Raw genomic sequence first — 13583 nt, forward strand, 5'->3', positions numbered from 1 at the left:
TCTTAATCGTTTTCTTTCTGAAGCTTCTTCACCGCCCGAATTTGGTCTGCAAAGAAACCATTTTTTTCTGGATATTTCAAACTCAATATTTTAAAGGCTTGAATCGCTTTTTTATACTTTTTTTGCTCCAAATATACTTTGGCCAAAGTCTCTGTCATCAACTCATTTTTATCCATTTTTGTGGATTCTTTTATGTTGACTTTAGCCTTTAAATCTTCGTTTGGGGTAATTTTGGGTTTATTCTCGATAAACTTGTCCAAAAGGTCAAATTTTTTCTTTTTTTCCAGATTTTTATCTACTGTATTCGGGGTTTCCTCATCAGCGTTTTTGGAAGCCAGTTGCAACCACTCTGTAAAAGAATGTTTTTCTTTTTTGGTAAAAGGAATCGGTTTTCCTAGCTCCAAGTCAATTTCAGGAACCGACTCTTTGGCTTTTTCAACTGAAGAAATTTCAACTTCTTCTTTTTTTGATTTGAAAAGTGCTGGATTCAATATTTGTTCAGCATCTTGAATATTCTGAGGTAAGGCAACCTCTTCGGATTCTACTAAAATGGTTTCAATATCTGGATTAGGCTCAATCTCTTCGGATACTGCTGTTTTATCTTCAAGCTTTGTTGTTCTTCCTGCAATGGTATCCGCAATGTTATTTTGGATAAATTCTTTGGAGGTGACAAAATCAAAGAGAACATCTCTATCCGCAGTATGGGCGGCCGTCACTTTTAACGCGTTGTTGTATTTATAACTGTCCAGATTTTTAAGCCCTTTCAAATGCAACGCCCTAGCTGCTTGAAAATAGGGGTATTCTTCAATAATATCTTCCAGTGCCCGTGTTTGTTTTGGGGATAGGATGGTATTAGATTTTTGAAGAATTTGTATGAAATCCGATACATTCATATTTACTACCAATTGCCTAAAGATGCATTAAAAATATCTTGTGTAATACGTTCAAAAATTTCTTCGTGCGCAGCACTTTGTATGGAATTTAAAGCGGCAGCGGCATCAAAATCAAAAAAGAATGAGAAGCGACGTTCAAAATCCGCATCTTCTTTTGTGGTGTTGTAGAACCTGACATTTACACTCATGGTAAGTCGGTTCTGTGCAGTCAATTGATCTGCTGTTGCCGTCATAGGCGTAACTCTGTACTCCACAATTTCTCCTTCGTACAGCAAATCTCCATTGCTGCCTGTAAGTGATAAGCTGGTAAGGTTATTGATCAAATCCTGAAGTGCCAAGGTGAAATCTCTATCTAATCCAGGCTCAATTGTAGATCCTGGACTTTGGTCTGCATAATTTTGGAAGAAATTCACTTGAAAGCTTTGGGCCGTGCCAATATCCGCTCCGGAAAAATTATAAGCTCCGCAACCATAAAAACTAAGTATTAAAGCAAAAAGTCCAATCTTCACACCACTTTTCTTTATCAAAATATTCAAATGCTTAAATCCCATAATCTATAAATCGTACTGCTTAATTTTTCTGTATAACGTTCGTTCTGAAATCCCTAATTCTGAAGCAGCGGCTTTTCGCTTGCCACGATTGCGCTCCAATGACTTTTTTATCAGTTCAATTTCCTTCTCCTGTAAAGATAAAGTTTCTTCCTCTTGAATTTCTTCAGCAAAATGATAACGATCCTCTTGTGGTTGGGCAACTGTTGCAGTTGCTTCGGGTATTGGCTCAGGTAAATGTAAAACTTCTGCTACATTGTTTTCTTGCTCCTGAGGCTGCTCTTCTTTATTTCCATAAATTTTACGGATCAAGGTCTCGTTTTCTTCTTGTACTTTTTCAGAGTCGTTATTTTTCAATAACTCTAAAGTAAGTTTTTTAAGGTCGTTAAGGTCTCCTTTCATATCGAACAAGACTTTATAAAGAATTTCCCGTTCATTGCTAAAATCGCCTTCCTTTTTTGTTTGACCTATAACCGCGGGCAGATTGGTTTTGCTGGAATTTGGCAAATAGCCATTCAATGTTATGCCCGAAATGGTTCTGTTTTCTTCTAAAACAGATATCTGCTCCGCAATATTTCTTAATTGTCTAATGTTTCCCGGCCATCTATATTTTACAAGTAATTGAATTGCTTGTTCTTCTAACCGAATTGTTGGCATTTTATATTTCTGACCAAAATCTGAGGCAAATTTTCTGAACAACAAGTGAATATCTTCCTGGCGTTCACGTAGTGGGGGAATGTTGATTTCTACAGTACTCAATCTATAGTATAAATCTTCCCTGAACTTCTCTTTTTCAATAGCCTCAAACATGCTGATGTTAGTAGCTGCTACAATCCTGACATCCGTTTTTTGTACTTGCGAAGAACCAACTTTTAAGAATTCTCCGTTTTCTAAAACCCTAAGCAATCTCACTTGGGTCGTTAATGGCAATTCTCCTACTTCATCTAAAAAAATGGTTCCACCATCTGCGACCTCAAAATACCCACTACGGGTCTGTGTGGCACCGGTAAAGGCTCCTTTTTCATGCCCAAAAAGTTCACTGTCAATAGTTCCTTCTGGAATAGCACCACAGTTTACCGCAATATATTTGGCATGTTTACGGTGTGATAGGGAATGTATAATTTTGGGAATAGCCTCTTTACCTACACCACTTTCTCCAGTTACCAAAACCGAAATATCTGTAGGGGCTACCTGTATAGCTTTTTCAATAGCACGATTTAACTTTTTATCGTTGCCAATAAGCTCAAAACGTTGTTTTATGGATTGAACACCTTCCATACTCTAATTATTCTTTGAATATTCAACAGCTTCACCAATAAGTGTCGCTGAGGTACATTCATTTATTTTTACGTGAACAAAATCGCCCACTTTATAATTTTCTTTTGGAAAAACCACAACTGTATTTTGTGAATTTCGGCCCATCCAATGAGCATCTGATTTTTTTGAAAAACCTTCAATCAGAACTTCTTCAATTTTTCCGACATGCCGTTGAGTTCTATAGAAGCTGTGTTTTCGTTGCATTTCGATGATTTCTTGCAGACGCCTCTTTTTTATCTGTTCTGGAATATCATCATCCAATTTTCTTTCAGCTAAAGTGCCAGGCCTTTCGGAATAAGCGAACATAAAACCAAAATCATATTTCACATATTCCATTAAACTAAGAGTGTCTTGGTGGTCTTCTTCTGTTTCAGTAGGAAAACCAGCAATCATATCTTGACTTATACCACAGTCGGGAATAATTTTTCGAATATTATCAATCAATTCAAAATATTCTTCTCTTGTGTGCAGACGGTTCATTGCTTTTAAAATACGATTACTTCCACTTTGCACGGGTAAATGGATAGAGTTGCAGATGTTCTCGTATTTTGCCATTGATTCAATAACATCCAGAGTCATATCCTGCGGATTTGAAGTAGAAAAACGAATCCTCATTTTGGGTTGTACTTTTGCTACCAGCTCCAAAAGATTGGCAAAATTTACAGAAGTAGCCTTTTGCATTTCCGTAGCTTTTTCATAATCCTTTTTCATCCCCCCACCATACCAGAGGTAACTATCTACATTTTGTCCTAAAAGGGTAATTTCTTTAAACCCTCTTTCCCAAAGATCATTAACTTCTTCAAGAATGGATTGTGGGTTGCGGCTTCGTTCACGACCGCGAGTAAAGGGAACCACACAAAACGTACACATATTATCACAGCCGCGGGTTATGGAGACTAAAGCGGTAACTCCATTGGAATTTAGACGAACCGGTGCAACATCACCATAGGTTTCATCTTTTGAAAGAATAACGTTTACAGCGCTTCTGCCTTCATCAATTTCTTGAATAAGGTTGGGCAAATCTTTGTAAGCATCTGGGCCTACCACCATATCCACAATCTTTTCCTCTTCTAAAAATTTGTTTTTTAAACGTTCTGCCATACAGCCCAATACCCCTACTTTCATTCCGGGATTGGTCTTCTTTACTGCATTGAATTTTTCCAAACGTTTTCTAACGGTCAACTCAGCTTTCTCTCTAATAGAGCATGTGTTCACCAAAACTAAATCTGCTTCTTCCAGTTTTTGTGTAGTGTTAAACCCTTCTTTTGCCAAGATTGAGGCGACAATCTCACTATCGGAAAAATTCATGTGACAACCGTAACTTTCTATATAAAGTTTTCTATTGTTCTTTTCGTTTTTCTCCAAAGTCAGAGAACTACCTTGTTGGCTTTCATCAATAATCTTTTCTATGCCTTCGTTTTTGATCATTTCTCCTAGAATGGGCTGCAAAGATAATGCTTATTCCATTTTAGTGACAATTTGGCAGTTAAATTTTATGCAAAAGAAAACGCAACTTTGTTTAAGACTTTCTATCTAAAGGGTGTTATTCTATCCAAAAAACTTAAACAATAATGAAAAAGAAAGTGCTATTAATTTTGTCTTTGGCCACACTTATTTTTGTGTCCTGCGACAGTAACGATGATAATGATGGTTATGCCGATTATTTGGTTGCCAGACCATTGATTATGAGCAAAGCCGAGTTTGCCAATGGTGTAGATATAATTGCACCACGCCCCATTGATGAATCAGGTAAGGTTTACACTTACGAGGATTACATTTTTATCAATGATAAATACCAAGGTGTTCATGTCATAGATAATAGTAATCCACAGCAACCACAAAAAGTTTCGTTTATCAAAATTCCTGGAAATGTTGATATTTCTGTAAAAGATGATTTCCTGTATGCCGATAGTTTAATGGATTTGGTAGTTATTGATATATCAGATTTAAATAATCTAAACACTGTGAATAGGTTGGAAAATGTACTTTATAACAATATTTTTTTTCCATTTGAAGCTGATATTGTAGAATATGATACATATGATTATGATACTGAAATTCTAGTAGGTTGGGAGACTGTTACCGAAAGTAGGTTGACAGCAGAGGTTGAGCAAAATAGAGGTATAGGTATTTTTGACGATGTCGCCTTAAATGAAGCTTCAGATGGAGGAACTGGACAAGGAGGCTCCCTAGCACGGTTTAAAATAGTAGATGACTATTTATACGCTGTGGATAGTCATAACATTAATGTATTTGATATTTCAGATTTAGAGAATCCTGAAGATTTGGAGGATGTTTATGCAGGGTTTGATATTGAAACGATTTTTAATCGTGGCAATCATTTGTTTTTGGGAAGTATGCGCGGTATGTATATATATGACATTTCTTCCCCAGCTACACCAACCTTTGTATCAGAATTTCAACATGGTACCGCTTGTGACCCAGTTGTCGTAGATGGAGATTATGCATACGTAACCCTGAGGGGCGGGAATGAATGTGGTGCTTTGGAAAGCGGTTTGTTCATTGTAGATATTTCTGATATAACTGACCCAAAATTGGCTGTTGATTATCCTATGGATGAGCCTTATGGATTAGGGATAAAAGATGAAAAACTATTTGTTTGTGATGGAAGCTCGGGCCTAAAAGTGTATGACAAAACAGATGTTGAGGATATAAAAATGTTAAACCATTTTAAAGATATTGTTACGTTTGATGTTATTCCGTTAGAAAGTCATTTAATAATGGTTGGCGACGAAGTTTTGTACCAATATGAATATTTAGATGATGAAATAAAGCTCATAAGCCAAATAGGACTCAATTAATATGTGCAGTAATATATATAAAGGTATTATCTGTATTGTGTTACTGTCAGTACATCTAAGCTCCTGTTCTAACGATGATGACAATGAAATACCATCGGCCTGTCAGCTAGAACCGGATCCAGGCGAATGTTTAGCTGCAATTCCCAGATACTATTTTGACAAAGAAGAGCAAAAATGCAAGGAATTCACATGGGGAGGATGTAATGGAATAGTTCCTTTTGAAACTATAGAGGAATGTTTGGAATGCGAAAGAAATTAAATACTATAACATTGAATTTATAGAAAGGTGCTAGGACGAAACCTAACAACCTGAATAAATCTTTTAACTTGGATCATACAATATTGAGGAGCCTTAGAATTTTTGTAGGCGAATCAGGCATGAAGTTTATATGAAATATCCTGTTTTTAACAGGATATTTTTTTGTCAAGTATTTTTCAAAAAATCTAAAATCGAAAAATTCATATACTTTTGTTACCCAAAACTAATTGCATGCCAAAGAATTTAGTTATTGTTGAGTCCCCAGCAAAAGCAAAAACCATAGAACGTTTTTTAGGAAAAGACTACCAAGTAGAATCAAGTTTTGGACATATTGCGGATCTCCCATCCAAAGAGCTTGGTGTAGATGTCGAAAACGATTTTAAGCCAAAATATACAGTAGATAAGGAGAAGAAAGCCTTGGTCAAAAAATTAAAAGATTTGGCTAAAAAAGCAGATACTATATGGTTGGCCAGTGATGAGGACCGAGAAGGAGAAGCCATTTCTTGGCATTTAGCTGAAGAATTGGGCTTAGAGAAAAGCAGAACTAAGCGAATTGTTTTCAACTCTATTACCAAATCTGCAATCCAGAAAGCTATTGAGAACCCTAGGGAAATCAATTACAATTTGGTAAATGCGCAACAGGCAAGAAGAGTTTTGGATAGATTGGTCGGGTATGAGTTATCACCAGTCCTTTGGAAAAAAATAAAACCAGGTCTATCTGCTGGTAGAGTACAATCTGTAGCGGTAAGGTTAATAGTAGAAAGGGAAAGAGAGATTGAGGCTTTTAAACCAGAAGCATCTTTTAGAATAAAAGCAGAATTTAAAACATCTAACGGAAATGTTTTTTCTGCTAAACTAAATAAGACTTTTGTATCAAAAGAAGCAGCAGAAGTATTTTTAAAGCAGAACATTGGTTCGGATTTTTCCGTTGCCAATCTTGATAAAAAACCAGCAAAAAAATCTCCTGCAGCACCTTTTACAACGTCAACCTTGCAACAAGAAGCTTCCAGAAAGCTATATTTTTCTGTTGGTAGAACTATGCAGGTTGCACAACGCTTGTATGAAGCTGGTCTTATTACTTATATGAGAACGGACAGTGTTAACCTGTCTAAAGAAGCATTGGATGCGGCCAAAGATGCCATCGTACAAAATTATGGGGAATCCTACAGTAAAGTGAGAAACTTTACAGGAAAATCCAAAGGTGCTCAAGAAGCACACGAAGCAGTTCGTCCTACGGATATGAAATTGCAATCTCCGCAAATAGAACGTGACCAAGCAAAACTTTATGAATTGATATGGAAGCGAACTCTAGCTTCACAGATGAGTGATGCTGAGTTGGAAAGAACCAATGTGAAAATTAAGGCAAGTTCTCACAAAGAAGAGTTCACCGCAAATGGAGAAGTGGTGAAGTTTGATGGTTTCCTTAAAGTTTATTTGGAAGGTACAGATGAAGAGGATAAGGCAGAAGAACAAGAAGGAATGTTGCCGGCAATGAGTGTTGGTGAAGCTTTGCAAAATAATTTTATTACAGCAACGGAACGTTTTTCAAGACCACCATATCGTTATACTGAAGCTTCCTTGGTTAAAAAGTTGGAAGAACTTGGTATAGGAAGACCATCAACATATGCCCCTACAATTTCCACTATACAGAACAGAGGTTATGCGGAAAAGGGAAGTGTGGACGGAACAGAAAGAAATTATGTGCAGTTGGTTTTGGAATCTGGTCAATTTACTGAAAAGAATTTATCTGAAATGGTAGGTTCAGACAAAGGGAAATTGGTTCCTACAGATATTGGAATGATTGTGAATGATTTCCTGGTCAGTAATTTCACAACTATTCTAGATTACAATTTTACAGCCAAGGTCGAGGAGAATTTTGATGAAATTGCCTCTGGAGAAGAAGATTGGCAAAAGATGATGAAAGATTTTTATAAAGATTTTCATCCCAAAGTTTTAGATGTTGAAGAAAACGCGGAACGTGCAAGTGGAGAACGCATATTGGGTACTGATCCAAAATCTGGAAGACAGGTCGCCGCAAGGTTGGGGCGTTTTGGACCAATGGTGCAGATAGGTACCGTGGATGAGGAAGAAAAACCACTCTTTGCAAGTTTGTTGCCTGAACAATCTATTACAACCATAACTTTTGAAGAGGCCATGGAGCTTTTTCAGCTGCCAAGAAAGTTAGGAACATATGCAGGAGAAGAAGTTGAGGCTAGCGTAGGAAGATTTGGTCCATATGTTAGGTTTGGCAAAAAGTTTATTTCCTTGGCGCAAGGCGAAAGTGCTTTTGATGTAGATATGGAACGTGCCATAGAATTGATAAAAGAAAAAGAGAAAGCAGACGCTCCTATTGCACATTACGAGGATAAAGAGGTTACCAAAGGTAAAGGTAGGTTCGGACCATTCATAAAATGGGATGGGATGTTTATCAACGTAAACAAGAAATACGATTTTGATAATCTTTCCCAAGCTGATATCATTGAACTTATAGAGGCAAAGAAAATTAAGGAAATTGAAAAGTTGATTCAAGAATGGCCAGCGGAGAAAATCCGAATTGAAAAAGCAAGATGGGGAAGGCATAATATTATAAAAGGAAAAATTAAGGTTGAGTTGTCTAAAGATGTGGATGCAACTAAAATTTCTTTAGAAGAAGCACAAGCCTTAATAGAGAAGAAAGCACCTAAGAAAAAAACCAAAGCAAAGGCTAAGAAGTAGTATGGCATTCGATTTTTTGGTTCCTATTAAAGATAGGGTCCTAGCATTTTCAGAGTTATTGCCTCCACAGGCATTGGGTAAAAACATCTTCAAGCATACCGAGAAAAAAGGATTACCTGTTTTCGCAAACGCAACTGTCGCTATTTTTGGGGTTCTGGAATCCAGAAATGGATTCGAAAAGAAACCGGAGCGATTGAATATTGATGAAATACGTATTCAGTTGTATCGCCTAATGGCCGGTAATTGGAATTCCACAATATTGGATATTGGAGATATAGAAGAAGGCAATACGGTAGAGGATACTTATTTTGTGGTCAAAGAAATTGTGGCAGGCCTGTTAGAAGAAAACATTATACCTATTGTAATAGGTGCAACACAAGATATTACATTCCCCACGTACAGAGCTTTTGATAACATTAGGGACATGGTCAATCTGGTATCCATAGATAGCCGTTTTGATTTTGGGGAAGACGAAGAACTTATTTCTTCGCATTCCTACATGAGTAAAATTATCACGGACAAACCCAACAATCTATTTAATTTTTCCAATATAGGTTACCAAAGTTATTTTAATGCTCAAGAAGAGATTGATTTAATGGAGCGACTTTTCTTTGATGCCTATAGGTTGGGAGAAATAGCTGCTAACCTAGAATTGGCAGAACCGGTATTAAGAAGTTCTCATATTGTTAGTCTGGATTTACGTGCAATTCGCGCGAGCGAAATGGGCTCTTTTAAAAACTTTTCTCCCAATGGTTTTACAGGTAGGGAGATTTGTGCCATTGCAAGATATGCTGGTATTAGTGATAAAGTATCATTGTTTGGCATATACGAAGGGGAGAATTCTCCACAAGCATTTCAAATGATAGCCCAAATTATTTGGTACTTCATAGAAGGTATTAGTTTTAGAATAAAAGAATTCCCAAGTTCCAAAAGTGAAGATTTTACAAAGTTCACAGTCCCTACAGATACAGAGGAACTAGTATTCTACAAGAGCCATGTAACAGAACGTTGGTGGGTAGAGGTTCCATCAATTTTGCCCGAACATACTAAAACAAATTCGGCGGCGTTATTACCTTGCACCGAGGAAGACTATCTGGATGCTTGCAACCAGAAGATTCCAGAAAGGTGGTTCAAGGCCTATAGAAAGGGCTTTAACTAACAAATTAAATTTTAAGCATTAATTGTTTTTGCACAATAATTTATTCAAAAAACAGTTTTGAGAATAATGAATTTGTGTTACACAGTTTATAATCTTAAATCGAAAATTTAACCTAAAGTATGAGAAAGCTATTCTTTTCATCTCTAGCACTTGTTTTTTTACTGAGCAGTTGCGGTTCAAAATCAAAGTCAAAAGGTGAACTAGTTGGAGCCCAAGGAAAAAAGTGGTATCCAGAGAAACCCTACGGAATGGAACTGATTCCCCGCGGCTCCTATGTAATGGGTAAAGCTGAAGAGGACCAGGCGAAAGTATTGAACGCTCCCACCAGAACAGTTACTGTACGTTCCTTTTATATGGACGATACGGAAATCACAAATAGTGAGTACCGACAGTTTGTGGAGTGGGTAAAAGATTCCATTACCAGAACCAAATTGGCCATTCTTGCTGATGAACTGGGTATTGGCCCAGAAGATGAAGGTATTGGAGAGTATGCTTTTAAGGATACGGACACTACCAAAATTTCAGTTTACGATAAATATATGCTTGATAACTATGCTGGTTTAGGTGAAACCGGTTATGAAGGAAGAGCATTAAATACCGATGTTGATTTGGTATGGGATACATCAGAATACCCAGATGAATATTATTCTGAGGTAATGGATTCATTGTATATTCCGGAAGAGGAAAGCTATAATGGATTAAGAACCGTTGATGTAACCCAATTAAAATATAAGTACAATTGGATGGATATTGAAGCTGCTGCCCGTGCTAAAAGTGGTAGAAGAAAAGATTTCATCAAAAAAGAGGAATTGGAAATTTATCCGGATACCACAGTTTGGATTCGTGATTTTGAATATTCCTATAATGAACCTATGCACAATGACTATTTTTGGCATGATGCTTATAGCGATTACCCCGTTGTTGGAGTAAACTGGCAACAGGCAAAAGCATTTTGTTCTTGGAGAAGCAAGTTTAAAAACGATGACCAAAAAAGTCGTGGAAAGCAGTTTGTAAACCAATTTAGATTACCAACCGAAGCCGAATGGGAATATGCTGCTAGAGGTGGTATTGATGGAGGTACGTACCCTTGGGGTGGACCTTATGTAATCAGTGATACAGGTTGTTTTATGGCCAATTTTAAGCCTCAACGTGGAGATTATGCCGCAGATGCCGCATTGTACACTGTTGAAGCAAAATCTTACGAGCCAAACGAATATAACCTTTATAACATGGCGGGTAACGTATCTGAGTGGACTAGTTCCAGTTTTGATCCAGGCGCCTATGAATATCTGTCAACTATGAATCCAAACATTGGATCAGGACAGAATAAGAGAAAAGTAATCCGTGGTGGATCTTGGAAAGATGTTGCTTACTTCTTGCAAGTAAGTACTAGAGACTATGAATACCAAGATTCAGCAAGAAGTTACATAGGTTTCCGAACTGTTCAAGATTATATGGGCGAAGAGGATTCTACAAAGGGGCAAGGGCTTCCAAACTAAATACAATAAATTAAACGAGAGAACATTATATAAACCAGTAACCAAATACTTATTTATATAACTTAATTAAAACTAGAATTATGGCACAGTCAAAATCAACAAAAAAACTGTTTAACATGGCCTACGGGCTTGGAGCATCGGTAGTAATTATTGGTGCATTATTTAAAATCCTTCACTGGGAATTTGGACCACTGAACGGTGGGATATTACTTGCTATTGGACTTATTACTGAAGCATTAATTTTTGCAATCAGTGCATTTGAACCAGTAGATGACGAATTAGATTGGTCTTTAGTGTATCCAGAATTGAACAATGGTCAAGCTAAAGGAAATAAAAACGACGCTAAGCAAGCTCAAGAAGCTGAAGGTCTTCTTTCAAGAAAATTGGATGATCTTTTAAAAGATGCTAATATTGATTCTGAGCTTTTCACAAGTTTAGGTGATAGCATCAAGAACTTTGAAGGTGCCGCTAAAGGTATTGCTCCAACTACGGACGCTATTCAGCACACCAAGAAATATTCTGAGGAATTATCTCATGCTGCAGCTCAAATGGAATCTTTGAACAGTTTGTACAAAGTACAATTGGAAAGTGCAAGCAGACAAGCTTCTATTAACGAGGAAGTAGTACAAAATGCTGGTGCATTAAAAGATCAAATGGAATCTTTGGCAACCAACCTGTCTTCATTAAATGGAGTATATGGTGGTATGTTAACCGCTATGGCAAAGAACTAATTAGGGATTTGATTGATATACCAAACCCAGATCAAATTAATTATTAATTCTAATTAGATAAAAACATGGCATCAGGAAAAGAAACCCCACGTCAGAAGATGATCAACCTTATGTATTTGATCTTCATCGCGATGTTAGCCTTAAATATGAGCAAGGAAGTTCTTGCAGCGTTCGGTATTATGAACGAAAAGCTAGAGACTTCCAATATCAAGACTTCAGAAAGTAATGACAATTTCTTGGCTAGTCTTGAAACGAAAGCGTCGGAAGACGAAAAGAAGTACGGCGAATTATATCAAAATGCACAAAAGATAAAAAGCTTATCTCAAGAGTACTTTGATTATTTAGAGACCCTTAAGAAAGGTATGACCGAAAAACTTGAGGATCCTAAGGATTACGCAAGAATGGACAACTCTGATTATTTAGATCAGAAGCTTTTCCAAGGAGATAACCTGTCTAAGGACGGTAAGGAATTCATGAAAAGAATTACCGACTATAGAACTCAAGTATCTGCTATTGCACCTGCAGCTTTGAAAGAAGCCGTAAAAACAAGGTTTGCTATCGGAGATGGCAAAAAAGATGATGGTAAAGTTGAAAAGAGAGATGGTACCCGCCAAGATTGGATCAACTATCATTATGAAGGGTATCCTTTAGTGGCTTCTTTGGCTAAATTAACAGCGCTACAAGCAGATGTTAAGGCAACTGAAGAAGATGCTTTGAAATCAATGTTGGAAGGTGAGCTTACAAATCAAGTTTCACTGACAAACTTTGCTACTTCATTGCATGCATCTAAATCTGCTTTCTATAATGGAGATAAGTATGATGGTAAGATTATTATCAGTAAAACAGATAAAACATCTACACCAGTAAAAGCTGAGTTGACTTTAGACGGTAGAAAACTAACAGAAGGGAAAGACTATAAGTTAGAAGCAGGAGGTGTTCAAATGTTGATTGGTGCCGGTAATCCTGGTGACCATGAGATTGTTGGAACAATGTTCTTTATGCAAGACGGAGAAGAAATTCCTGTTGAGGTTAAGAACTCTTTTGCTACAATTTCTAAGCCTAATGCTGCAGTAATTGCTGCTGACAAGATGAACGTGGTATACCGTGGGGTTGCTAACCCTATGACCATATCTATTCCTGGTATTCCTGATAACAAAGTTTCTGCATCTGCTCCTGGACTTTCCAAGAGAAGTGGAAGCAAGTATGTTATGAATCCTGGTACAGGTAGAGAAGTGACTATTAGTGCTTCTGGTATTTTGCCTGACGGTCAAAGAATCAGTACACCTGCAACTTTCCGTATCAAGGATATTCCAAGACCAGGAGGTACTGTTCGTGGAGAAGCAGGAAGTGCTAAAATGCCTAGAAAAAATCTAGAAATATCTACTGTTGGAGCTATGTTGGAAGATTTTGATTTTGACTTAAACCTTGCTGTAAGCGGATTTAAATTCAAAGTGCCAGGTCAACCTACAATAGTGGTAAACGGAAACAAATTGAATACTAGAGCTAAATCTGCTTTGAGAAGAGCTAAAAGAGGTGAAGCTGTTCAGATATTCGATATTAAAGCATTCATTACAAATAACAAGAGTTACAAGTTGAAGAAAGTTTCTCCTGTTGTAGTGGAGCTTACAAACTAAAAAGTA

Annotated in this window: 11 protein-coding genes; 7 read left to right on the plus strand and 4 right to left on the minus strand. The window is 37.1% G+C overall.

The features are described 5' to 3' along the window. Positions 1-2: 2 nt before the first annotated feature. From SJY44_RS05530 to miaB, 4 genes are read right to left on the minus strand one after another with little or no spacing between them, the layout of a single operon-like run. A complete protein-coding gene (locus tag SJY44_RS05530) occupies positions 3-893 on the minus strand; it encodes a hypothetical protein (RefSeq protein ID WP_298924523.1) in 891 nt (296 codons plus the stop codon). 5 nt (positions 894-898) lie between these two features. Next, positions 899-1444 (minus strand): LptE family protein, encoded by a 546-nt coding sequence (locus SJY44_RS05535; protein ID WP_396591591.1) that lies wholly within the window; start codon positions 1442-1444, stop codon positions 899-901. 3 nt (positions 1445-1447) lie between these two features. Then, the gene (locus SJY44_RS05540) at positions 1448-2719 is read right to left on the minus strand and encodes a sigma-54 interaction domain-containing protein (RefSeq protein ID WP_396591592.1); all 1272 of its coding nucleotides are present in this window, start codon (positions 2717-2719) and stop codon (positions 1448-1450) included. Positions 2720-2722: 3 nt separating this feature from the next. Continuing rightward, the gene (gene miaB, locus SJY44_RS05545; RefSeq protein WP_396591593.1) at positions 2723-4186 is read right to left on the minus strand and encodes a tRNA (N6-isopentenyl adenosine(37)-C2)-methylthiotransferase MiaB; all 1464 of its coding nucleotides are present in this window, start codon (positions 4184-4186) and stop codon (positions 2723-2725) included. Between the two features lie 143 nt (positions 4187-4329). On the opposite strand from miaB, the gene SJY44_RS05550 reads away from it, so the two are divergent. The 7 genes from SJY44_RS05550 (at position 4330) to gldM (ending at position 13577) form a co-directional block, all read left to right on the plus strand. Continuing rightward, positions 4330-5580, plus strand: a complete 1251-nt coding sequence (locus SJY44_RS05550) for an LVIVD repeat-containing protein (RefSeq protein WP_396591594.1) — start codon at positions 4330-4332, stop codon at positions 5578-5580. A gap of 1 nt (position 5581) precedes the next feature. Beyond that, complete coding sequence (locus SJY44_RS05555; RefSeq protein ID WP_396591595.1) at positions 5582-5839, plus strand: BPTI/Kunitz domain-containing protein; 258 nt, start codon at positions 5582-5584, stop codon at positions 5837-5839. 231 nt (positions 5840-6070) lie between these two features. Then, complete coding sequence (gene topA, locus SJY44_RS05560) at positions 6071-8554, plus strand: type I DNA topoisomerase (RefSeq protein ID WP_396591596.1); 2484 nt, start codon at positions 6071-6073, stop codon at positions 8552-8554. 1 nt (position 8555) lies between these two features. Further along, on the plus strand, positions 8556-9713 hold the full coding sequence (locus tag SJY44_RS05565) for a formimidoylglutamase (RefSeq protein ID WP_163419967.1): 1158 nt from the start codon (positions 8556-8558) through the stop codon (positions 9711-9713). Positions 9714-9832: 119 nt separating this feature from the next. Beyond that, positions 9833-11212 (plus strand): gliding motility lipoprotein GldK, encoded by a 1380-nt coding sequence (gldK, locus tag SJY44_RS05570; RefSeq protein WP_298924540.1) that lies wholly within the window; start codon positions 9833-9835, stop codon positions 11210-11212. Positions 11213-11292: 80 nt separating this feature from the next. Continuing rightward, on the plus strand, positions 11293-11943 hold the full coding sequence (gldL, locus tag SJY44_RS05575) for a gliding motility protein GldL (protein WP_396591597.1): 651 nt from the start codon (positions 11293-11295) through the stop codon (positions 11941-11943). 65 nt (positions 11944-12008) lie between these two features. Then, positions 12009-13577 (plus strand): gliding motility protein GldM, encoded by a 1569-nt coding sequence (gldM, locus tag SJY44_RS05580; protein ID WP_396591598.1) that lies wholly within the window; start codon positions 12009-12011, stop codon positions 13575-13577. The last annotated feature ends 6 nt before the right edge of the window (positions 13578-13583 follow it).

The sequence above is a fragment of the Allomuricauda sp. R78024 genome, from assembly GCF_044596045.1.
In the GTDB taxonomy this organism is placed as follows: Bacteria; Bacteroidota; Bacteroidia; order Flavobacteriales; family Flavobacteriaceae; genus Flagellimonas.

Bases quoted from the DNA above. Each gene is read 5' to 3' on its own strand.
- SJY44_RS05530 (WP_298924523.1), bottom strand. From the start codon at position 893: ATGAATGTATCGGATTTCATACAAATTCTTCAAAAATCTAATACCATC.
- miaB (WP_396591593.1), bottom strand. From the start codon at position 4,186: ATGATCAAAAACGAAGGCATAGAAAAGATTATTGATGAAAGCCAACAA.
- SJY44_RS05540 (WP_396591592.1), bottom strand. From the start codon at position 2,719: ATGGAAGGTGTTCAATCCATAAAACAACGTTTTGAGCTTATTGGCAAC.
- SJY44_RS05565 (WP_163419967.1), top strand. From the start codon at position 8,556: ATGGCATTCGATTTTTTGGTTCCTATTAAAGATAGGGTCCTAGCATTT.
- SJY44_RS05550 (WP_396591594.1), top strand. From the start codon at position 4,330: ATGAAAAAGAAAGTGCTATTAATTTTGTCTTTGGCCACACTTATTTTT.
- SJY44_RS05555 (WP_396591595.1), top strand. From the start codon at position 5,582: ATGTGCAGTAATATATATAAAGGTATTATCTGTATTGTGTTACTGTCA.
- topA (WP_396591596.1), top strand. From the start codon at position 6,071: ATGCCAAAGAATTTAGTTATTGTTGAGTCCCCAGCAAAAGCAAAAACC.
- gldK (WP_298924540.1), top strand. From the start codon at position 9,833: ATGAGAAAGCTATTCTTTTCATCTCTAGCACTTGTTTTTTTACTGAGC.
- SJY44_RS05535 (WP_396591591.1), bottom strand. From the start codon at position 1,444: ATGGGATTTAAGCATTTGAATATTTTGATAAAGAAAAGTGGTGTGAAG.
- gldL (WP_396591597.1), top strand. From the start codon at position 11,293: ATGGCACAGTCAAAATCAACAAAAAAACTGTTTAACATGGCCTACGGG.
- gldM (WP_396591598.1), top strand. From the start codon at position 12,009: ATGGCATCAGGAAAAGAAACCCCACGTCAGAAGATGATCAACCTTATG.